At 69.0% G+C, this 19,694-nt stretch carries 20 protein-coding genes; 4 read left to right on the plus strand and 16 right to left on the minus strand.

Annotated features, from left to right (window positions below; all coding sequences use genetic code 11):
- Positions 1-18 precede the first annotated feature (18 nt).
- From xerD to ABD209_RS06650, 4 genes are all read right to left on the minus strand, one after another.
- Entirely contained in the window at positions 19-954 is a 936-nt protein-coding gene (gene xerD / locus ABD209_RS06635) for a site-specific tyrosine recombinase XerD (RefSeq protein WP_344063851.1), read from the minus strand.
- Positions 951-2,066: an alanine dehydrogenase gene (gene ald, locus ABD209_RS06640; protein WP_344063853.1), complete on the minus strand. Its 1,116-nt coding sequence runs from the start codon at positions 2,064-2,066 to the stop codon at positions 951-953. Before ald ends, xerD begins: the two co-directional genes overlap by 4 nt.
- Before the next feature lie 113 nt (positions 2,067-2,179).
- On the minus strand, positions 2,180-3,874 hold the full coding sequence (locus ABD209_RS06645; protein ID WP_344063855.1) for a DUF349 domain-containing protein: 1,695 nt from the start codon (positions 3,872-3,874) through the stop codon (positions 2,180-2,182).
- A 3-nt stretch (positions 3,875-3,877) separates the two neighbouring features.
- Entirely contained in the window at positions 3,878-4,669 is a 792-nt protein-coding gene (locus ABD209_RS06650) for a peptidylprolyl isomerase (RefSeq protein WP_344063858.1), read from the minus strand.
- Between the two features lie 40 nt (positions 4,670-4,709).
- On the opposite strand from ABD209_RS06650, the gene ABD209_RS06655 reads away from it, so the two are divergent.
- Both ABD209_RS06655 and hisS read left to right on the plus strand, forming a co-directional pair.
- Positions 4,710-5,417, plus strand: coding sequence for an MBL fold metallo-hydrolase (locus ABD209_RS06655; RefSeq protein WP_344063861.1), 708 nt, complete (start codon positions 4,710-4,712; stop codon positions 5,415-5,417).
- Entirely contained in the window at positions 5,414-6,736 is a 1,323-nt protein-coding gene (gene hisS / locus ABD209_RS06660) for a histidine--tRNA ligase (RefSeq protein ID WP_344063864.1), read from the plus strand. The genes ABD209_RS06655 and hisS overlap by 4 nt, the downstream gene beginning before the upstream one ends.
- An 8-nt stretch (positions 6,737-6,744) precedes the next feature.
- Here the strand turns inward: hisS and ABD209_RS06665 are convergent, their stop codons facing one another.
- The 10 genes from ABD209_RS06665 to pdxT all read right to left on the minus strand — a co-directional run bounded on the left by ABD209_RS06665 (position 6,745) and on the right by pdxT (position 17,090).
- The gene (locus tag ABD209_RS06665; protein WP_344063867.1) at positions 6,745-9,072 is read right to left on the minus strand and encodes a RelA/SpoT family protein; all 2,328 of its coding nucleotides are present in this window, start codon (positions 9,070-9,072) and stop codon (positions 6,745-6,747) included.
- A 198-nt stretch (positions 9,073-9,270) separates the two neighbouring features.
- Positions 9,271-9,795 (minus strand): adenine phosphoribosyltransferase, encoded by a 525-nt coding sequence (locus ABD209_RS06670; RefSeq protein ID WP_344063870.1) that lies wholly within the window; start codon positions 9,793-9,795, stop codon positions 9,271-9,273.
- Positions 9,792-11,006 (minus strand): protein translocase subunit SecF, encoded by a 1,215-nt coding sequence (secF, locus tag ABD209_RS06675; RefSeq protein WP_324385396.1) that lies wholly within the window; start codon positions 11,004-11,006, stop codon positions 9,792-9,794. Before secF ends, ABD209_RS06670 begins: the two co-directional genes overlap by 4 nt.
- Positions 11,003-12,709, minus strand: a complete 1,707-nt coding sequence (secD, locus tag ABD209_RS06680; protein ID WP_344063880.1) for a protein translocase subunit SecD — start codon at positions 12,707-12,709, stop codon at positions 11,003-11,005. The genes secF and secD overlap by 4 nt, the downstream gene beginning before the upstream one ends.
- Positions 12,710-12,712: 3 nt before the next feature.
- Positions 12,713-13,057: a preprotein translocase subunit YajC gene (gene yajC / locus ABD209_RS06685; RefSeq protein WP_324385394.1), complete on the minus strand. Its 345-nt coding sequence runs from the start codon at positions 13,055-13,057 to the stop codon at positions 12,713-12,715.
- A 281-nt stretch (positions 13,058-13,338) separates the two neighbouring features.
- Positions 13,339-14,376 (minus strand): Holliday junction branch migration DNA helicase RuvB, encoded by a 1,038-nt coding sequence (gene ruvB / locus ABD209_RS06690; RefSeq protein ID WP_425564603.1) that lies wholly within the window; start codon positions 14,374-14,376, stop codon positions 13,339-13,341.
- A gap of 74 nt (positions 14,377-14,450) precedes the next feature.
- On the minus strand, positions 14,451-15,044 hold the full coding sequence (gene ruvA, locus ABD209_RS06695; RefSeq protein WP_344063884.1) for a Holliday junction branch migration protein RuvA: 594 nt from the start codon (positions 15,042-15,044) through the stop codon (positions 14,451-14,453).
- A complete protein-coding gene (gene ruvC, locus ABD209_RS06700) occupies positions 15,041-15,553 on the minus strand; it encodes a crossover junction endodeoxyribonuclease RuvC (RefSeq protein ID WP_344063887.1) in 513 nt (170 codons plus the stop codon). Before ruvC ends, ruvA begins: the two co-directional genes overlap by 4 nt.
- Before the next feature lie 131 nt (positions 15,554-15,684).
- A complete protein-coding gene (locus tag ABD209_RS06705) occupies positions 15,685-16,443 on the minus strand; it encodes a YebC/PmpR family DNA-binding transcriptional regulator (protein WP_344063890.1) in 759 nt (252 codons plus the stop codon).
- 26 nt (positions 16,444-16,469) lie between these two features.
- Positions 16,470-17,090, minus strand: a complete 621-nt coding sequence (gene pdxT / locus ABD209_RS06710) for a pyridoxal 5'-phosphate synthase glutaminase subunit PdxT (RefSeq protein WP_344063892.1) — start codon at positions 17,088-17,090, stop codon at positions 16,470-16,472.
- A 203-nt stretch (positions 17,091-17,293) separates the two neighbouring features.
- On the opposite strand from pdxT, the gene ABD209_RS06715 reads away from it, so the two are divergent.
- Positions 17,294-18,001: a hypothetical protein gene (locus ABD209_RS06715; RefSeq protein WP_344063895.1), complete on the plus strand. Its 708-nt coding sequence runs from the start codon at positions 17,294-17,296 to the stop codon at positions 17,999-18,001.
- A complete protein-coding gene (locus tag ABD209_RS06720; protein WP_344063897.1) occupies positions 17,998-18,297 on the plus strand; it encodes a transcriptional regulator in 300 nt (99 codons plus the stop codon). The genes ABD209_RS06715 and ABD209_RS06720 overlap by 4 nt, the downstream gene beginning before the upstream one ends.
- Before the next feature lie 22 nt (positions 18,298-18,319).
- On the opposite strand, the gene ABD209_RS06725 is transcribed toward ABD209_RS06720, so the two are convergent.
- Both ABD209_RS06725 and pdxS read right to left on the minus strand, forming a co-directional pair.
- Positions 18,320-18,622 carry a hypothetical protein gene (locus ABD209_RS06725; protein WP_344063900.1) on the minus strand — a complete coding sequence of 101 codons (303 nt, stop codon included), beginning with the start codon at positions 18,620-18,622 and terminating at the stop codon, positions 18,320-18,322.
- Between the two features lie 108 nt (positions 18,623-18,730).
- Positions 18,731-19,642, minus strand: a complete 912-nt coding sequence (gene pdxS, locus ABD209_RS06730; RefSeq protein WP_324385387.1) for a pyridoxal 5'-phosphate synthase lyase subunit PdxS — start codon at positions 19,640-19,642, stop codon at positions 18,731-18,733.
- Positions 19,643-19,694: the final 52 nt, after the last annotated feature.

The raw sequence follows: 19,694 nt of genomic DNA on the forward strand, positions 1-19,694 counted from the left end.
TGATCGGCCTCGACCCTATCAGCGCGCCCGGGGATGAGCCGCGGCATAGGTCTCGCGGAGCTGGTCGATGGTGACCTTGGTGTAGATCTGCGTCGTCGTCACCGACGCGTGGCCGAGCAGCTCCTGGACGATGCGGACATCCGCCCCGCCCTGCAGCAAGTGCGTGGCGAAGGAGTGCCGGAGCGTGTGCGGTGTGACCGCGGCCCGCACGCCGGCCCGGTCCGCCGCTGCCTTGAGGATCCCCCAGGCGCCTTGCCGGGTCAGGCGCCCCCCGCGGTGATTGAGAAAGAGCGCCGGCGAGGCGCTGCGGCCGCCGACCGCGAGGGTAGGGCGCGCCCGGATCAGATAGGCGTCGAGGGCGGCCCCGGCATAGGAGCCAAGGGGCACCAATCGTTCCTTGCCGCCCTTGCCGCGCAGCCGGACGATGCCGGCACCCGGCACGATGTCGTCGACATCCAGCCCGGTCGCCTCGGAGACGCGGGCGCCCAGCCCATAGAGCACCTCCAGCAGAGCGCGGTCGCGCAGCGCGGCCGTCGTGTCCCCGACGCCAGCGGCGTCGAGGATGGCCTCGACCTGATCCAGCGGCAGGGCCTTGGGCAGGCGGGCAGCCGTCTGAGGTGGCGAGACGGGGCGAGCCGGATCGGACGGCAGCACGCCGTCGAGGGCGAGGAACCGGTGGAAGGTCCGGACCGCGACCAGCGTGCGGCCTGCGGACGTCGCGGCGAGGGCCCGGTGCTCGGCGTCCCCCTGCCGCAGGGCGGCGAGGAAGTCGGTGATCATTGCCTCATCGACCCGTGTGAGATCGTCGATGCCGCGGGCGGCGAGGAAATCGGCATACCGGCGCAGGTCGCGGTGATAGGCCGCCAACGTATGCCGTGACAGCCCGCGCTCGACCTCGAGGTGGACCAGCCAGGCGTCGATCGCCCGCGCGGTGCCGGCGCCGGGCACGCTCACGCCAAGAGGTCGGCGACGTCCTGGCAGGGCAGGTCGAAGGCCGCCGCGACACCCGGGCAGGTGATCTGCCCGTCCTGGGTGTTCAGACCCTTGGCGAGCGCGGGATCGGCCGCGAGTGCGGCCCGCCAGCCGGAGTCGGCCAGGCGCACGGCATACGGCAAGGTGGCATTGGTCAGGCCCCAGGTGGAGGTGTTGGGGACGGCGCCGGGCATATTCGCGACGCAGTAGTAGATGGAGTGGTGCACGGTGAAGGTGGGGTCGGCATGCGTGGTCGGGCGCGAGCCTTCGAAGCAGCCGCCCTGGTCGATGGCGACGTCAACGAGGACCGAGCCAGGCTTCATCTGGGCGACCATCTCGTCGGTGACCAGTTTGGGGGCCTTGGCGCCGGGGATGAGCACGGTGCCGATGACCATGTCGGCGCGCAGCACCTCTTCGCGGACCGAAAAGGCGGACGAGGCGATCTGGCGCACGCGGTTGTCGTAGCGCCAGAAGCTCATGCGGAGCTTGTCGAGGTCGGTGTCGAGCATGGTGACTTCGGCGCCCATGCCGAGCGCGATATTTGCCGCATTCTGGCCCGCGACGCCGGCGCCGAGGACGACGACCTTGGCATTGGCGACGCCGCCGACGCCGCCCATCAGGACGCCCCGCCCGCCGTTGGCCTTCATCATCGAGTGGGCGCCGACCTGGGGCGCGAGGCAGCCGGCGACCTCGGACATCGGATAGAGCAGGGGCAGCATCCCCGAGCGGAGTTGAACCGTCTCGTAGGCGATCGCGGTGACCTGCCTGGCGAGCAGTTCGTCGGTCAGTGGCCGATCGGCCGCGAGGTGGAGGTAGGTGAAGAGCGTCAGGCCGGGCCGAAGGCGGTGGTACTCCTGGGCGACCGGTTCCTTGACCTTCATTACCAGATCGGCCTCGCCCCAGACGTCGTCAGCGTCGTCGATGATGCGCGCACCCTGGGCGACGAAGTCGGCATCGGCGATGGCGCTGCCCTCGCCCGCGCCCTTCTGGATGAGCACCTCGTGGCCGTGCGCGACGAGTTCCGCCACCCCCACGGGCGTGATGCCGACGCGGAACTCGTTGTTCTTGACCTCGCTGGGGACGCCGATCTTCACTGCGTGACTCCCTTGTCCGGGAAAGGAATCCGCGGTGACGACGATGTCATCGCGGCCGGCGGGTTGGATGCCCTCCGCCAGGCATTTTATGCCCGCGCGGCGGCCTGTCAGCGTCAGCCGCCGAACTCGGCCAAGCCGCCCCGCGCCTGATCGAGCCAGGCCCGCTGGGCGGTGAGCTTCGCGGTCAGGTCGGCGACCTGCTTGGCGTTGCCCTTGGCCTCGGCGGCGGCGAGGTCGGCCTCCAGCTTGGCGACCGACGCTTCCAGCTGGGTGGCGAGCGAGTGGGCGCGCGAGGCGACCTCAGGGTTGGAGCGGCGCCACTTGCGATCCTCGGCGTCGCGGACAGCGGCCTCGATGCGGCGCAGGCCCTTCTCGGTGCGCTCGATGTCGGCGCGCGGCACCTTGCCGGCCTTGTCCCACTTGTCCTGGATGCCGCGCAAGCCCGCCTTGGCGACCTCGAGGTCGGTGACCGGGAGCAACTTTTCGGCATCGGCGAGCAAGGCGAGTTTGACCTCGAGGTTGGCGCGGTACTCCTCGTCCTCGGCCGCCACGACGGCGTCCTTGGCGTTGAAGAAGCTGTCTTGGGCCGACTTGAACTGCTCCCAGAGGGAATCGTCCTCGGCGCGCGAGGCCCGGCCGGCGACGCGCCACTGATCCATCAGCCGCTTGAAAGCGCCGGCAGTGGCCGCCCAGTCGGTGCTGGTGGCCAAGTGCTGGGCCTCGGCGACGAGCTTCTCCTTGGTGGCTCGGGCGCCGGCGCGCGTGGACTCCAACTCCGCGAAGTGGCTGCGTCGGGCCTTGTCGAAGGAGTTGCGAGCCTTCGAGAAGCGCTGCCACAAGGCGGCCTCGATCTCCTTGTCGAGCCGAACCCCGGAGCGCTGGTGCTCCTTCCAGGTGTCGAGCAGGCTGCGCATGGTTGCGCTCGCGGTCTTCCATTGGACGCGCTCGACCGGAACGGCCGCGATCTGCTCGGCCGAGGCGACGAGGGCCTCGCGAGCGGTCTGCGCCTCGGCCCTCGCCGCAGCGCGGGCCTCCCCCTCGGCCTGCCGCTTGCTGGTCAGCTCGCCCTCGATGGTGCTGACCAAGGCGTTGAGCGCCGCGAGGTCGCCGACGACATTGGCGTCACCGATGTGCTTGCGCAGGCCCTTGAGGCCTTCGGCGACATCCTTGGCGGTGACCTCCGGGACCGCCACCCGCTGGTGCAGGAGTTCGGCCGCGGCGAAGAGCTCGTCGTATTTGCGGGCGAAGTAGTTGAGTGCCTCGTCATTGCTGGCACCGGGGTAGGAGCCGACGGCCCGCTCGCCCTCGCCCTCGCCGACATAGACGGTCCCGTCGGCGTCGACCCGCCCGAAGCGGACAGAGTCGGAGTGCGGGTGGGCCGGCGCGGCGGCCGGCTTGGGCTTGGCTGCGAACATCGCCGGGCTCGGCATGCCCGGTCGCGGACCCGGCTTGGGCGCGGACGGTGCCGGTAGGGCTGCGGGGCTCGCCGCCGGGGCGGACTCGGCCGCGGCCTCCGCCTCGTCTGCTGCCACGGGCTCGGGATCGACGGCCGCGGCCTCAACGACGACGCTCTCGGCAACCGGCTCTTCCGCTGCCGGCTCATCGGCTGCCGGCTCCTGCTCCACGGGGGCCACGTCATTCGGGGCTACGTCATTCTCCGCAGCGGGGACGTCGGGCTCGGCAGTCGATTCGTCCGGTGCGGTCGCCGCCTCGGCGGCGAGGACGTCGGCACCGACTGAACTCACGTCAGCCGCCGGCTCGTCCGTCGCCGTCACGTCGCGGTCCGGCGTCGTCGGGGTATCGGTCACTGCTCAGCCCTTCGTCTCGGTCGTCACCGACAAGAAGCTGATGGGGAACGTGGGAGCGACCCCGTTGCCCACCCCTCCGGCGGCGATCTTGTCCACAATATCCAGCCCCTGGGTGACAGTGCCGAAAATTGAGTAGCCCCCCGTGCTCGCGTCGATCGTCGAGTCCTTGTAGACGATGAAGAACTGACCACCATTGCTGTTCGGGTCTGCGGTCCTGGCCATCGCCACGGTGCCCCGCGGATACATCGCGTCCGTGGGCGCATTCTCGATCCCGTAGCCGTATCCCGGTCCCCCATTGCCGGTCCCCGTCGGATCTCCGCACTGGAGCACGAAGATCCCCGAGGTGGTCAAGCGGTGGCACGGCGCATTTTTCCAATAGTTCTGCTGGGCCAGCTGAACGAAGGACGCCACGGTCGTCGGCGCCTTGGCCCCGTCCAGCGACAGCACGATCCGCCCGCAGTTGGTCTCGATGGTCGCGGTGACCGTCTTGCCGGTGACCTTGGCGATCTGGGCGGCATCCGGTTTGTCCAGCGTGGCGCCGGTGCCCGGGACCGCAGGTGCAGCAATGCACCCGTCGGCCACGGTCGCGGCCAGCTCCGGGGTGCGTGAGGCCGCGGTCGGCTCCGAACCCATCATGTTCACCAGCCAGATCAGGCCGGCAACGAGCGCCAGGAAGACGGCGACGACGGCCGCGATCTGCCGGTTCCGCTGCCGCTGGACCCGCTGCTGCGCAGCATTGTCCTGCTGACGGACGTAGCGCCGTTTGGCCCGCGCGCGCTCCTGCTCCTTGGTCACGGCCGCTAAGTCTAGGCATGCGGCCGGATAGGGTCGGCGGGTGCTGATGATCGCCTTCCCCGCTGCCGCATTCGCGACCAATTGCTATGTCGTCGCGCAAGGCCCCGGGCAGGAGTGCCTCGTCGTCGATCCGGGCATCGGCGTGGTCGAGACGCTGCGCGATGTTTTCACCGAGCACCGCCTGCGGCCGGCCGCCGTGCTGCTGACCCATGGCCACCTCGACCACGTCTATTCGGTCACTCCTGTATGCCGTTCCACGGCCCCCGCCGTGCTGCCGGCCTATATCCACGCCGACGACCGCTACCGGCTCGCCGACCCGATCAGCCTGCTGGGTCCGGGCCTGGTCGGCATGTTCGAGCAGCAGTTCGGCGCCAAGGCGAGTTGGACCGAGCCCGACGACATCGTCACGGTCACCGACGGCGCTCAGGTGAGCATCGCGGGAGTGGAGCTGAGTTGTTGGCACGCCCCCGGGCATACGGAAGGGTCGATGATGTTCGGGATCGACGCTGTCCCCGACGGGGTGCCCGCCGATCTGGACCGCACGATGGTCACTGGTGATGTCGTTTTTGCCGGGTCGATCGGGCGCACCGATCTGAGCGGCGGCAGCGACACGGCCATGCGCGAGTCCTTGCGCAATGTTGTTCTCCCCCTTGCCGATTCGACGCTCCTGCTGCCGGGGCACGGCCCCGCGACGACCATGAAAAGGGAGCGCGCCACCAACCCCTACCTGCAAGGATTGGGCGCGTGAGCAAGATCGCCCCCATCTCCGGATTCCCGGAGTACTCCCCGGGCCAGCGCATCGTCGAGCAGCGCTTCCTCGACGTCATCCGGGAGACCTTCGAGTTGCACGGGTTCGCCTCGATCGAGACCCGCGCGATCGAGCCCATCGAGCGGCTGCGCTCCCAGGGCGAGGACGCCGACAAGGAGATCTATGGCATCGCCCGGCTCGCGGGCGGCGACGCCGAGGGCATGCGCTGGGGGCTGCACTTCGACCTGACGGTGCCGTTCGCCCGTTATGTGCTGGAGAACGCCGGCACCTTGGAGTTCCCCTTCCGGCGCTATCAGATCCAGAAGGCGTGGCGCGGCGAACGGCCCCAGGAGGGCCGCTACCGCGAGTTCACGCAAGCCGATATCGATGTCGTGGATGTCGGCACGCTCGCGCCGCACTTCGAGGCCGAGATGCCGCTCGTCGTCGCCGATGTCTTCGAGAAGTTTCCCATCGGGGACTTCGTCATCCAGGTCAACAACCGCAAGCTCGCCAACGGCTTCTATGCCGGGTTGGGCATCACGGATGTCGCCGGGACGCTGCGGATCATCGACAAACTCGACAAGATCGGCCCCGATGCCGTGGCGGATCTGCTCACCGCCGCCGGCTGCACCGCGACCCAGGCGCAGGCTTGCCTCGACCTCGCGGCGATCCGCACCCCCGACCTAAGTTTCGTCGACCAGGTACGGGCCCTCGGCGTCGATCACCCCCTCCTCGATGAGGGTCTGGACGCGCTCGCCGCGGTCATCGAGACGGCGGCGGCCAACGCGCCCGGCCGCGTGGTCGCGGCCTTGAAGATCGCCCGCGGCCTCGACTACTACACCGGCACCGTCTACGAGACCCAGTTGGTCGGCCACGAGGACTGGGGTGCGGTGTGCTCCGGCGGCCGCTACGACGCGCTCGCCTCCGACGGACGCACCACCTATCCGGGCGTCGGCATCTCCATCGGGGTCAGCCGGATCCTCGGGCTGTTGTTCGGTCACGGGCGGCTCGCCGCCACCCGATCGACGCCGGCCTGCGTCTTGGTCGCCGTCACCGACGAGGCGAGCCGGCCAGCCTCCACGGCGGTCGCCACGGCTCTCCGGGCGCGTGGCATCGCGTGCGAAGTCGCCCCGAAGGCCGACAAATTCGGCAAACAGATCCGGTATGCCGATCGCCGCGGCATACCCTACGTCTGGTTCCCGCGTGACGACGGCGACCAGGTCAAAGACATCCGCTCCGGCGACCAAGTGGCCGCCGACCCGGCCGCGTGGACACCACCGGCAGCGGACCTGCGCCCCGACGTCCTCATGGGCGACTGAGCCGGTTCTTATGTCGCGGCGGCTTCGCGCTGAACGGCGCCGGCACCGCGCTGGACGTCGAAGACGCCCTGCACATTGCGCACCGCATTGAGCACGTGTTCGAGATGGGCAGGATCGCCCATCTCGAACATGAAGGTCGAATAGGCCACCCGCCGCTTGGTCGTATGCACCTGGGCACCGAGAATGTTCACGCCATTGTCCGACAGCACCCGGGTGATATCGGCGAGCAGATGATTGCGATCGAGCGCCTCGACCTGAATCTGAACGAGGAAGAGCGAGCCGGCGCGCGGTGCCCACGCAACCTCGATGATCCGCTCGGGGTGCTCGCGCAGTGACTTGACATTTGTGCAGTCGACGCGGTGGACCGCGATGCCGTCGCCGCGAGTGATGAAGCCCAGGATCTCGTCACCGGGAACTGGCGTGCAGCAGCGACGCAGCTTGATCCAGACATCGGCCGTATTCATGCCCTTGACGATGATGCCCGGATCGTCGGTCCGGCGGCGCGCCTCCCGATTGGGGTTCTGCGCCTCGGCCCAATCCTCTTGAATGCCTTCTTCACCGCCGAGCGATTTGATCAGGCGCGAGACGACATGTTGGGCGGAAACCTGGTTCTCGCCGACCGCGGCATAGAGCGCATCGATATCAGCGAACCGCAAGTCCGTGGCGATCCCCGTCAGGGAATCGGCTGTCATCAGCCGCTGCAGCGGCAGGTGCTGGCGGCGCATCGCCCGGGCGATCGCGTCCTTGCCGCGCTCGACGGCCTCGTCGCGGCGAGAGCGCGAGAACCACTGGCGGATCTTGTTGCGCGCCCGCGGCGAGTGCACGAAGGTGAGCCAGTCGCGCGACGGGCCGGCGCCCTCGGCCTTGGAGGTGAGCACCTCGACCACGTCGCCGTTCTCCAGCGGTGACTCCAGCGGCACCAGGCGGCCGTTGACGCGCGCACCGACGGTGCGGTGCCCGACCTCGGTGTGCACGGCATACGCGAAGTCGATCGGACACGAGCCGGCGGGGAGGGCGATGACATCGCCCTTGGGCGTGAAGACATACACCTGACGGGCATTGATCTCATAGCGCAGGGAGTCGAGGAAGTCGGTGGGATCCTCGGTCTCCTTCTGCCAGTCGAGAAATTGCTTGAGCCACTGCATATCGGCAATCGGCCCGGTCTCGCTCGCGAGTTCATTGCGACCGGTGGACTTGTTCTCCTTGTATTTCCAGTGCGCGGCCACCCCGTATTCGGCCCGGCGGTGCATATCCCAGGTGCGGATCTGAATCTCCACCGGCCGCCCGCTCGGCCCAATCACCGTCGTATGCAAAGACTGGTACATATTGAACTTGGGCATGGCGATGTAGTCCTTGAAGCGCCCGGCAATGGGCTTCCATCGCGCATGCAGCGCCCCGAGCGCGGCATAACAGTCGCGGCTGGTGTCCACCAGCACCCGCAGCGCGACGAGATCGTGAATATCGTCGAAGGTCCGCTGGCCGACCATCATCTTCTGGTAGACGCTGTAATAGTGCTTGGGCCGGCCGGTCACCTTGGCCTTGACCCGGGCGTCGGCGAGATCGGCCTCCACCTGCTGCTGCACCTGGGCGAGATACTCGGCCCGCTCCCCCGCGCGCTCGCCCACCTGCCGCTTGATCTCTTCATAGACCTTGGGGTAGAGCGTCTTGAAGGAGAGATCCTCCAGCTCCCATTTGATGGTGTTCATGCCCAGCCGGTGGGCGAGCGGCGCATAGATGTCGAGGGTCTCGTTCGCCTTCTTCGCCGCCGACGCGGCCGGGACGTATTGCCAGGTGCGGGCATTGTGGAGGCGGTCGGCGAGCTTGATAACCAGGACGCGGATGTCGCCGGCCATCGCCACGACCATCTTGCGCAGCGTCTCGGCCTGCGCTGCGGCCTCACCCAGCTTGACCTTGTCGAGCTTGGTGACGCCGTTGACCATGTGCGCCACGTCGGGGCCGAACTCGCGTTCGATCTCCGCCAACGGGTAGTCGGTGTCCTCGACGACATCGTGCAGGAGCGCGGCCGCCAGGGTCTCGGGCGTCATGCCCAACTCGGCCAGGATGGTCGTGACCGCCAGCGGGTGCGTGATGTAGGCATCCCCGGACTTGCGCATCTGCCCCCGGTGCGCAAGTTCCGCGACCTCGTAGGCCCGCTCGATGATGGTCAGGTCGGCGCGTGGATGGCTGGCGCGAACCAGCGTGAAGAGCGGCTCGAGTGTCGGGTTGATGCTCGCCGAGCGCGGGCGGCTGAAGCGCTCGAGCCGGGCCCGCGCGCGTCCCCGCGCTGTGGTGACCGTGCTCGTCGTGCCAGTGCCGGCACCGCCGTCCTCGTCCATGAACAGACTTTACCCGGGGACGGAGTTCGCTCCGCTCACGCCAGCGTCGTTCCGGACGATCAAGCTCGCTGCGCTCGACGATCGCCCGGTCATCGACCTGCGCTCCGCTCGGTCGCTGAGACCCGGGGACGGAGTTCGCTCCGCTCACGCCAGCGTCGTTCCGGACGATCAAGCTCGCTGCGCTCGACGATCGCCCGGTCAGGCAGTAGCGAGGGTCTCCAGATCCCACTCGGCCAGGCGCGGACGACCACCGAGGCCGGCGAGTTCGAGCACGATCCCGATGCCGGCGACCTCGGCGCCGACCTCCTCGACCAACCGGCATGCCGCCTCGGCGGTGCCGCCAGTGGCCAAGACGTCATCGACGACAAAAGCGCGCTGACCAGCGCTGATCGCCCCGACCTGGATGGCCAGCGTCGCGCTGCCGTATTCCAGGTCGTAGCTGCGCTCGATCGTCGGGCCGGGCAGCTTGCCCGCCTTGCGCACCGGCACGAAGCCGGTCCCGAGCGCGTGCGCCAGGGCGGCACCGAAGATGAAGCCGCGCGCATCAATGCCGACGATCACCTCCAGACGGCCCGTATGCCGTGCACGCCAGTGCTCGATGACCGCGGCGAAGGCGACCGGATCGGCGATCAACGGACCGATGTCCTTGAACAGGATGCCTGGGCTCGGGAAGTCCGGAACATTCCGCAGAGACCCGGCCACGATCGCCGCGATGGCGCTCAACGCTTGGACTTCGGCTGTCGGCGCGGCTGGTTGCGCGGACCCTGCTGGGCGTATTTGTGGACCTGCCGGCCGGTGATGGTGCCACCCGCGGGCGCTTGACCGGTGGCGGCGTCACGCACGTCATCCGCCGGATCGTCGGCGAGGGCGGTCGCGGTAGTGGGGGCGCCGGCATACGGCTGGATGGGCGCAGCCGGGGCTGTCGACGCGGCGGGGACGGCGGCGCGGGTCGCGGCCTTGGTCTCGGCGCGCGCCGCCTGCTTCGCGAGCTTGACGACGTCGTCCTCCCGGCTGCGCATGGTGACGAGCAGCGGCGTCGCGATGAAGATCGAGGAGTAGGCACCGACGGCCATACCGATGAACAGGGCGAGCGCGAGGTCGAGCAGCGTGCCCGGGCCGAGCTTCGTGAAGGCGATGACGAGCACCGCGGCGATCGGCAGCAGGGCGACAACCGTGGTGTTGATCGAGCGCACGAGGGTCTGGTTGACCGCGAGGTTGGCCGCCCGCTCATACGACATGCGGCGATTGGCGAAGGCTTCCTGGGTGTTCTCCCGGACCTTGTCGAAGACCACGACGTTGTCGTAGAGGGAGTAGCCGAGCACCGTCAGGAAGCCGATCATGGTCGCCGGGGAGACCTCCACGCCGGTCAGGGCATAGATGCCGACGGTGAAGACCATGTCGTGAATCAACGCGACGAGGGCCGCGACCGACATCTTCCACGTGCGGAAGTAGATCGCCATGACCAGCGAGACCAGGACCAGGAAGACAATGAGCGCCTTCAGCGCCTGTTTGCTGACCGATTGTCCCCAGGACGGTCCGATGAAATTGGCGCTGACCTTCTCCTGCGGGGTGTTGAAGGCGGTCGCGAGGGCGTCGCGGACGTCATTGCTCTGGGCGTCGCTGAGCTTCTCGGTCTGCAGGCGGATGGTGTCGCTGCCGAGCTTGGTGACGCCGGCCTCGTGGCCGGGCGCGACCTTGCTGAGCGTGTCGCTCGCGACCTGCTCGTAGTTGGCCGGCACCGAGGTCGTCGAGACCCGGAACTCCGAGCCGCCGGTGAACTCCAGACCGAGGTTGAGGTGGCGCACGCCGAGACCGAGGGCCGCGAGGAGCAGGCCGATGGCCGACAGGGCATACCAGCGGCGGCGCAGGCCGATGAAGTCGATCGACCGCTTGCCGGTGTAGAGATCGTTGCCGAACTGGGCGAAGCTCGTCATGCCTGGCCTCCTTCAGCCGCGGCGCGGTGGGGTGCGGAGATGCGGCCGCGGCCGGCATACCGGACCTTGGCGCCCAAGCGTTCGGGATCTAGGCCCGACCACTTGTGCCCGTCGGCGAAGAATTTGCGCCGGGCGAGCAGCGAGACCACCGGGTGCGTGAACACGAAGACCACCAGGATGTCGATGAGGGTCGTCAGGCCGAGGGTGAAGGCAAAGCCGCGGACGCTGGACGAGGCGAGCAGGTAGAGCACCAGGGCGCCGAGGAAGTTCACGCCATCGGCGACCACGATGGTTCGCTTGGCGCGCTTCCAGCCGGAGTCCACCGCGGTGCGCAGGGTGCGGCCGTCGCGGACCTCGTCGCGGATGCGCTCGAAGTAGACGATGAAGGAGTCGGCGGTGACACCGATGGCCACGATCAGGCCGGTCACTCCGGCCATGTCCAGGCGGTAGTTCTGCGCCCAGCCGAGGATGGCGATCGTCAGATAGGTCAGCAGGGCCGCGATGACGATCGAGGCGACCGTGACCAGGCCGAGGGCGCGGTACTGGAAGAGGGAGTAGAGGACAACGAGCACCAGTCCGACGAGCCCGGCGAGGATGCCCAGACGCAACTGCTCCTCACCCAGGGTCGGGCTGATCTGGGTGCGCGTCTGCAGGTCGAAGGAGATCGGCAGCGAGCCGAACTTCAGCTGTTTGGCGAGTTCCTGCGCCTCTTGGAAGGTGAAGCCGCCGGTGATCGAGGCCTGGCCGTTGGTGATCGGCTCGTTGAACTGCGGGGCGATGATCACGCTGGAGTCCAGGACCGACGCGAGCTGGTTGCGGGGGCTGGGCAGGTTGAGCATCTCGATGCTCAGGTCGCCATAGGTCTTGGTCGCCTTGGAGTCGAGCGAAAGCTGGATCTCCACGACATTGGTCGGCTGGCCGTTCTGCGCGAGGCGGTAGCCCGCCTGGGCGTCGGTGATGTCGGCGCCGCCGACGGCGACCGGGCCAAGGATGTATTTGGCCGTCTTGTCGGTGCTACAGGTGACCAAGGGCTTGGCCGGGTCATCGACGATCGTGTCGAGCACGCCGTCTTTGCTGCAGTCGAGCGCGTCGAACTGAGTAGTCAGCCCGGGCGTCACCCAGGCCTGGTCGGTCGCGCTGGTCGGCGTGCCCGAGGGGGCGGCCGACGACGTGGCGCCCCCCGACGCGCTGCTCGTGCTCTTGTCGGTGCTGGAGGCCGACGTGCTGGTCGATGTGCCGGTGGACGTCGACGAACCGGTCGAGGTCGACGTCGGCGTGGGTGCAGGCGTCCCGGCAGCCACCGTCAGGACCGGCCGGAACTGCAGGGCCGACGATCGCCGCAGGCTGTCCTCCTGCTGCCGGGTGGGGTCACCCGCCATGCTGACGACGATATTGTCGGCGCCCTGCGTGGTGACCTCGGCGCCGCTGACGCCCTGGGAGTCGACACGTTCGGCGATGATGTCGCGGGCCTGGGCCACCTGCTGCGACGTGACCGTCTGGTCGCCGACGAGCCGAGGCTTGAGGACGAGTTGGGTGCCGCCTTCGAGGTCGAGACCGAGCTTCGGTGTCCACTGGGCAGTGCTCTTCCACACGGCGCCGCCGAGCACAGCGGCCAGGGCTGCGACCATCACGAAGAAGGTGACAAGGGTGCGGACGGCACCATCGGGGCGACCGCGCGTCGGGCGCGTCGATGCACGAGCCATGGGTCAGTTGCTCCCCTGATCGACGGGTCCGGTCTGGTCGAGGGGGCCGGTCGGGGGCGCGGGCTGGTAGCGCGACCCGATCGCGCGGCGGTCGAAGCGAACGCGCACACCCGGGGCAACTTCGAGCGTGGTCACCTGACCGTCCAGCGCGGCAACCCGTCCGATCATGCCCGACGTCGTCACCACCTCATCACCCACCCCGATGGAGGCCTGGACATTCTTGAGCGCCTGGGTGCGGCGGCGCTGGGAGAACATCAGGACAAAGAGCAGGACGAGCGGCAGGAGAAGCAGAAGCACGCTGCCCATGCCCGAGCCCGATTGGGTGGCGGTGGCCAAGCCCGTATGCATCGTGAGAAATCCTTGGTGTCAGGCGTGCGGAATCGACGGCTCACGCGGGAGCCACCGACCGAGTCTAGGCGACGCCCCCGCAGCGGGACGAATGCCGACCCCGCGTCGGCGAGTGGGCGGCATACGGCCATCGGTGGCGTCCGCCGAGGTGAACGGCCCGCCCGAGCCCGTGGTTCCCCCTGTCCCTAAAGTCTGCTAGCAGGGTTTAGGTCACCTGCAGCAGGTTCGACCATGCTGAACGTGACCTAAGTGCTGCTACCAGGGTTGAGGAACAGGGCCCGTCACTCGAAGCGGGTGGCGACGCCGTCGAACGGCAGGACGTCCTGGCCGATGGCCGTATGCGGCGGTATGAGGCCGAGGTGCGTCCACGCCGCCCGCAGGGCGGTGCGTCCGCGGGCCGTCCGCTCGAGGAAGCCCTGGCGCACGAGGTAGGGTTCGGCCACCGTCTCGACGGTGTCGGGTTCCTCGCCGACGGCGACGGCGAGCGTGGTGATGCCAACCGGGCCGCCGCCGTATTTGCGGCACAACGCATCGAGCACCGCACGGTCGAGGCGGTCCAGGCCCACGGGATCGACATCGAAGAGATCCAGCGCCGCCGCGGCGGCCCCCCGGTCGATCCGCCCGTCGCCGTGCACCTGTGCCCAGTCGCGCACCCGGCGCAGCAGCCGGTTGGCGATGCGCGGGGTGCCGCGCGATCGGCCGGCGATCTCGACCACCGCGTCGTCGTCGATCTGAACGGCCAGCAACCCGGCGGACCGGCGCAGAATCCGGGCCAGATCGGCCGGGTCGTAGAAGTCGAGCCGGCCGGTGAAGCCGAAGCGGTCGCGCAGGGGCGCAGGCAACAGGCCGTCCCGGGTGGTCGCACCGACGACGGTGAAGGGCGGCAACTCCAGAGGGATCGCCGTCGCGCCGGGACCCTTGCCGACGATGATGTCGACCCGGAAGTCCTCCATCGCCAAATAGAGCATCTCCTCGGCGGCCCGGGACATCCGATGGATCTCATCGAGGAAGAGCACCTCGTGCTCGGCCAGCGAGGACAAGATCGCGGCCAGGTCGCCGGCGTGCTGGATGGCTGGACCGCTGGTGACCCGGATCGGCTGCTCCAACTCGGCCGCGACGATCATCGCGAGCGTGGTCTTGCCCAGCCCGGGCGGCCCCGAGAGCAAGATGTGATCCGGCGCCGTGCCGCGTTGGCGGGCGGCCCGCAGCACTAGATCGAGTTGGTCGCGCACCCGTGGCTGCCCGGGAAAGTCCGCCAGCCGCTTCGGTCGCAGCGCGGCCTCGACGATTTGCTCGTCGTTCTCGCGCGCCGGATCCACTACCCGGCTCGACTCCGGCGAGCGAGCGTCGTCCGACTCTGGTGTGCCCTCCCGGATCTCGCTGGCGAAACCGCTCACCGGCCCAACTCTCGCAAGGCCGCGCGCAGCAGGGCGGCCACTTCGGTCGGCGCATTGTCGGCGGCAGCGACCTTGTCCACGGCGTCGCCGGCGGCCTTCTGCGTCCAGCCCAGCCCGACGAGTGCCTCGACGACCTGGTCGCGGTCGTGCGCCACTACGGTGGGCAGGCCGGCCGCGTCGGCGGGTGACGGCATACCGACCTTGTCACGCAACTCCAGGATGAGGCGCTCGGCGCCCTTGCGGCCGACACCGGGCACCTTGGTGAGCGCGGTGATATTGCCGGCACCGATCGCAACGGCTAGCTCCACCGGGCTGAAGACGGACAGAATGGCCAGCGCGAGCCGCGGGCCGACACCGGTCACCGTCTGCGCGGTCTCGAACATCTCGCGTTCGCCCGCCGTCCCGAAGCCGAAGAGCGTCAGGCTGTCCTCGCGCACCACGAGGCTGGTCGCGAGCGACGCTTCGGTCCCGGCCCGATGGGTGGCGGCCGTCGCGGGGGTCGTATGGACGAGCAGCCCCACTCCGCCCACGCGCAAGACCAGCCGATCGAGGCCGACGTGCTCGATGGTTCCGGTGATGCTGGCGATCACGGCATACCTCCGGGGGTCAGTGCGGCGACGCGCGCGGCCGCGCTGCCTCGCCAGGCATGGCAGATGGCCAGCGCGAGGGCGTCGGCCGCGTCGGCCGGGCGGGGCGGTTCGTCCAGGCGCAAGATCTTGGTGACCATGGTGGTGACCTGGGCCTTCTCGGCGCGCCCGCTCCCGGTCACGGCGGCCTTGACCTCGGTCGGCGTGTGGAAGACGATCGGCACGCCGTGCTTGTGCGCGGTGAGCAGGGCGATGGCGGTTGCGTGGGCCGTGGTCATGACGGATGCGACATTGGCATCGGCGAAAACCCGTTCTACCGCAACGACATCGGGACTGAAACGCCGCAGCCACTCCCCCAGTTGAGTCTCGAGATAGGCCAGTCGCTCCCCCGGCTCCGCGTCGCTGGGCGTGCGGACGACGCCGACGGCGATCATCCGGGCACGGCCGGCACTGCCGTCGACGACGCCGAGGCCGCACCGCGTCAAACCCGGGTCGACACCCAGCACTCGCATGGCTGCCTCCTTCGTGAGTTCGACGGCGCAATTGCGCGTGGACTACCGAACACCTGTTCGGTAGCCCACCGTACGCGATGCGAGCCGCCGGTATGCCGTCAACACGCCCGCGGCCCGTATGCCGGCGTCGCTCAGTCCTCGGCGTCGAGTTCCGCGAGCACCTCGTCGGAGATGTCGCCATTGGCGAAGACGTTCTGGACGTCGTCGGAATCCTCCAGGGCGACGATGACGCGGATCATCCGCTTGGCGCCCTCGAGGTCGAGCGGGACCTGCAGGTTGGGGACGAAGGACGCCTCGGCGGAGTCGTAGTCGATGCCGGCGTCCTTGAGGGCGTTGCGCACGCCGACATAGTCCGAGGCCTCGGAGACGATCTCGTAGGAGTCGCCGTTGTCGTTGACCTCTTCGGCTCCGGCGTCCAGGACGACCTCGAGGATGTCGTCCTCGCTCTTCTCGCCCTTGGGGACGATCACGACGCCCTTGCGATTGAAGATGTAGGCCACCGAGCCTGGGTCGGCGAGGTTGCCGCCGTTGCGGGTGAGCGCCGTGCGCACCTCGGCCGCCGCGCGGTTGCGGTTGTCGGTGAGGCACTCGATCAGAAGCGCGACGCCGCCGGGGGCATACCCCTCATACATGATCGTCTGCCAGTCCGCGCCGCCGGCCTCGGCACCGGAGCCGCGCTTGACGGCCCGGTCGATATTGTCATTGGGGACCGAGGACTTCTTGGCCTTGTAGATCGCATCCCAAAGGGTGGGGTTGCCGTCCGGGTCGCCGCCGCCACTGCGCGCCGCGACCTCGATGTTCTTGATCAGCTTGGCGAAGAGCTTGCCGCGCTTGGCGTCCTTGGCGGCCTTCTGGTGCTTCGTAGTGGCCCATTTGGAGTGGCCGGACATGCGTCACCTTCGAGAAAGTCGGGTTGTTACGGGCTGTCGGGCGATAGTACCGGCCGGCCCTCGACCATGCGGACGAAGAGCTGGTGGATGCGGTGATCGCGGGTGACCTCCGGATGGAAGGACGTCGCCAGGAGATTACCCTGCCGGACCGCCACCACCGCGCCGGTGGCCGGTCCTGCCTCGACCCGCGCGAGGACGCTCGCGTGCGGGCCGACCGCCTCGACCCAGGGGGCGCGGATGAACACGGCGCGCAGCGGCTCGGGGCCGAGTTCCCGGATGTGGAGATCCGCCTCGAAGGAGTCCACCTGGCGGCCGAAGGCGTTGCGGCGCACGGTGATATCAAGGCCGCCGAGAGTCTGCTGGTCGGCGCGCCCGCCCTCGATCCGATCGGCGAGCATGATCATCCCCGCGCACGAGCCGTATGCCGGCATCCCCGCCGCAAGCCGCTCCCGGAGCGGGTCGTCGAGGGCGAAGGCACGCACAAGCTTGTCCATGGTCGTCGACTCGCCACCGGGGATAATGAGGCCATCGATCCGGGCGACCTCCTGCGGGCGGCGGATCGTCACAACGTCGACATCGAGGCTGCGCAGCACATCGACGTGCTCTCGGACATCGCCCTGAACCGCGAGGACCCCGATCGTCGTCATGCGGGCGAGGGGCTCGCCAGGGTGACGTCTACTCCTGGCAGCACCTGCGCTTGGGATCGGCCGGACACAGCCGGCAGTCTAGTGACCAGTCCCCGCTGCCTTCACCGGAGAAGACGCGCGGCAGACGATCCCTCGACTTTGCCTCGCAAAGTAATGCGAGCTTTGCCGTGCAAAGTTTGTGCCGCAAAGTCAGGAGACCACAGATGACCGACCTCACCACGAGCACGACCCACGCCCACCTGCGCACCACGCCGACCGGCCCGGCCCCGCGCGGCTCCGCCGCGAAGGACAACGCCATCTGCGCAGCTATCCTCGCCGGTGCGGCGATCGCCTGGTTCGGCTGGGGCCAGGCCGGACACCGGCTCGGCGCAGTCCTCGGCATCGGGTCCGTCCTCGCTGCGCTCGTCACGGTCGCCGCCGCCATCGGCATCGGCGTCATCTGGCTCCAGGTGCGCAGGCAGGAGCCGTATGCCGGGCCGACCGCCGCGACCGCGGCCTTCTTCGGGATCTTGCTCGTGCTCGCCGGTGCCCTCACCGCCGTGCGGACCCGCCAGGCCACGGCCGGAATCAGCGGATCGAGCGACTGGCAGGGCTCGATCTACGGCTTCGGGTGGGGCCTGGGCTTCCTCGCCCATTTCGCGCTGGCCGGGGCACTGGTCCGCGCCGGCGCACCGGCCACCGCGATGGGTGTCCAGGGTGTCGTCGGATCCCTGGTCGTCGTCGGCCTGATGTATCTCTTCGGGGCGGCCGTATGGGGCGTGCGCCCGATGGCCGTGCTCGGCGCCTGGCTCCTCATCGTCGCCGCAGGGGCGGGCTTGGCGGGCCCGGTCACCGCCGCGCTTATCGGTGCCGTCCTTGGGGGCGGCGGGTTCCTGGCGGCGGCCGGGTGGCTGACGGTGACGCGGCGATGACACGGGAGACGACGACGGCCACCGACCTTGACCCGGTCATCCACGTCCCGGTCCGGCTGCGGCTCATGGTGATCCTGACCGAGCTCCCGGCAGGCGACACCATGTCCTTCCCGCGGCTACAGGACCTCCTAGAACTCACGCCGAGCAATCTGATCACCCACCTGCGCAAGCTCGAAGAGGCCCGCTACGTCGAAACGGTCAAGACGGGACGGGTGACGACCGCCCACGTCACCGACGGCGGGCGGGCGGCCTTCACGGCATACCGCAGGAATCTGGCGGCGCTGCTGGGAGGCTGAGGGCCGGCGGCCCGGCGAGCGATCAGGGCGCCTGTCCGGCCGGGGCGGCGAGCCCGGCGATGAAGACTTCGACGCCGAAGGCGAAGCGTTCGTCGCCGCCGCCGGTGGTCATCGCCCCGACTATGGCCGTCAGATAGGGATAGCGATCGGCCGGGAGCGTCGGCGACGCGCCCCCGATCAGGGCACAACGGCATACGTCCTGCGGTAGGCCTCGCCGGGCGTCCTCCTCGCCGCGGAGATCATGGATTTGCTCGATGCCCTGATCACCTCGATCGCCGGCCCGACCATCGTGCGCGATCTCGGGGGCGGCGAGACACCCATCCAATGGCTGGCCGCGGCCTACACCCTGGCATGGCGAGCGGACTGCCTATCGGCGGGCGACTGGGTGAGATCGCCGGCCGGGTCGCGAACGATGCCGGACGCGATCGGACCCTTACCAGCCGCGCTCGGCCAGTCGGTGCGGCTGCGGGATCTCATCGACATTGATGCCGACCATCGCCTCACCGAGGCCGCGCGAGACCTTGGCGATCATGTCGGGGTCGTCGAAGAAGGTGGTCGCCTTCACGATGGCTTCGGCGCGCTGGGCCGGGTTGCCGGACTTGAAGATCCCGGAGCCGACGAAGACGCCCTCGGCGCCGAGCTGCATCATCATCGCCGCGTCCGCGGGGGTGGCGATGCCGCCGGCGGTGAACAGCACGACCGGCAGCTTGCCCGCCTGCGCGACCTCTTTGACCAGCTCATACGGGGCCTGCAACTCCTTCGCGGCCACGAAGAGCTCGTCCTCGGGGAGATTCTGCAGGCGGCGGATCTCGCCGCGGATCTTGCGCATGTGGGTGGTGGCGTTCGAGACATCGCCGGTGCCGGCCTCGCCCTTGGAGCGGATCATGGCCGCCCCCTCGGTGATACGTCGCAGCGCCTCGCCGAGGTTGGTCGCCCCGCAGACGAAGGGCACCGTGAAGGCCCACTTGTCGATGTGGTTGGCGTAGTCGGCCGGAGTCAGCACTTCGGACTCGTCGATGTAGTCGACGCCCAGCGCCTGCAGAACCTGGGCCTCGACGAAGTGTCCGATGCGGGCCTTGGCCATCACCGGAATGGACACTGCGGCGATGATGCCGTCGATCATGTCGGGGTCGCTCATCCGCGACACGCCGCCCTGGGCCCGGATGTCGGCGGGCACTCGCTCGAGGGCCATGACCGCCACCGCGCCGGCATCCTCGGCGATGCGCGCCTGCTCGGGGGTGACGACGTCCATGATGACGCCGCCCTTGAGCATCTCGGCCATGCCGCGCTTGACGCGAGCGGTGCCGGTCTCGGCACCGCTGGTGGGTGTGGTGGTGTCGGCCATGACCGTGCGCCTCGATCGTTCTCAGGGATGGGGTGGGCCCGCCAGGAGGCGG

Origin of the sequence: Nostocoides vanveenii, assembly GCF_039531165.1 — a bacterium.
Classification (GTDB): Bacteria; Actinomycetota; Actinomycetes; order Actinomycetales; family Dermatophilaceae; genus Nostocoides_A; species Nostocoides_A vanveenii.

Coding starts and splice junctions, on each gene's coding strand:
- ABD209_RS06665 (WP_344063867.1), bottom strand. CDS start 9,072: ATGGACGAGGACGGCGGTGCCGGCACTGGCACGACGAGCACGGTCACC.
- secF (WP_324385396.1), bottom strand. CDS start 11,006: ATGACGAGCTTCGCCCAGTTCGGCAACGATCTCTACACCGGCAAGCGG.
- secD (WP_344063880.1), bottom strand. CDS start 12,709: ATGGCTCGTGCATCGACGCGCCCGACGCGCGGTCGCCCCGATGGTGCC.
- yajC (WP_324385394.1), bottom strand. CDS start 13,057: ATGCATACGGGCTTGGCCACCGCCACCCAATCGGGCTCGGGCATGGGC.
- ruvC (WP_344063887.1), bottom strand. CDS start 15,553: ATGCGAGTGCTGGGTGTCGACCCGGGTTTGACGCGGTGCGGCCTCGGC.
- ABD209_RS06705 (WP_344063890.1), bottom strand. CDS start 16,443: ATGTCCGGCCACTCCAAATGGGCCACTACGAAGCACCAGAAGGCCGCC.
- pdxT (WP_344063892.1), bottom strand. CDS start 17,090: ATGACGACGATCGGGGTCCTCGCGGTTCAGGGCGATGTCCGAGAGCAC.
- ABD209_RS06715 (WP_344063895.1), top strand. CDS start 17,294: ATGACCGACCTCACCACGAGCACGACCCACGCCCACCTGCGCACCACG.
- ABD209_RS06720 (WP_344063897.1), top strand. CDS start 17,998: ATGACACGGGAGACGACGACGGCCACCGACCTTGACCCGGTCATCCAC.
- pdxS (WP_324385387.1), bottom strand. CDS start 19,642: ATGGCCGACACCACCACACCCACCAGCGGTGCCGAGACCGGCACCGCT.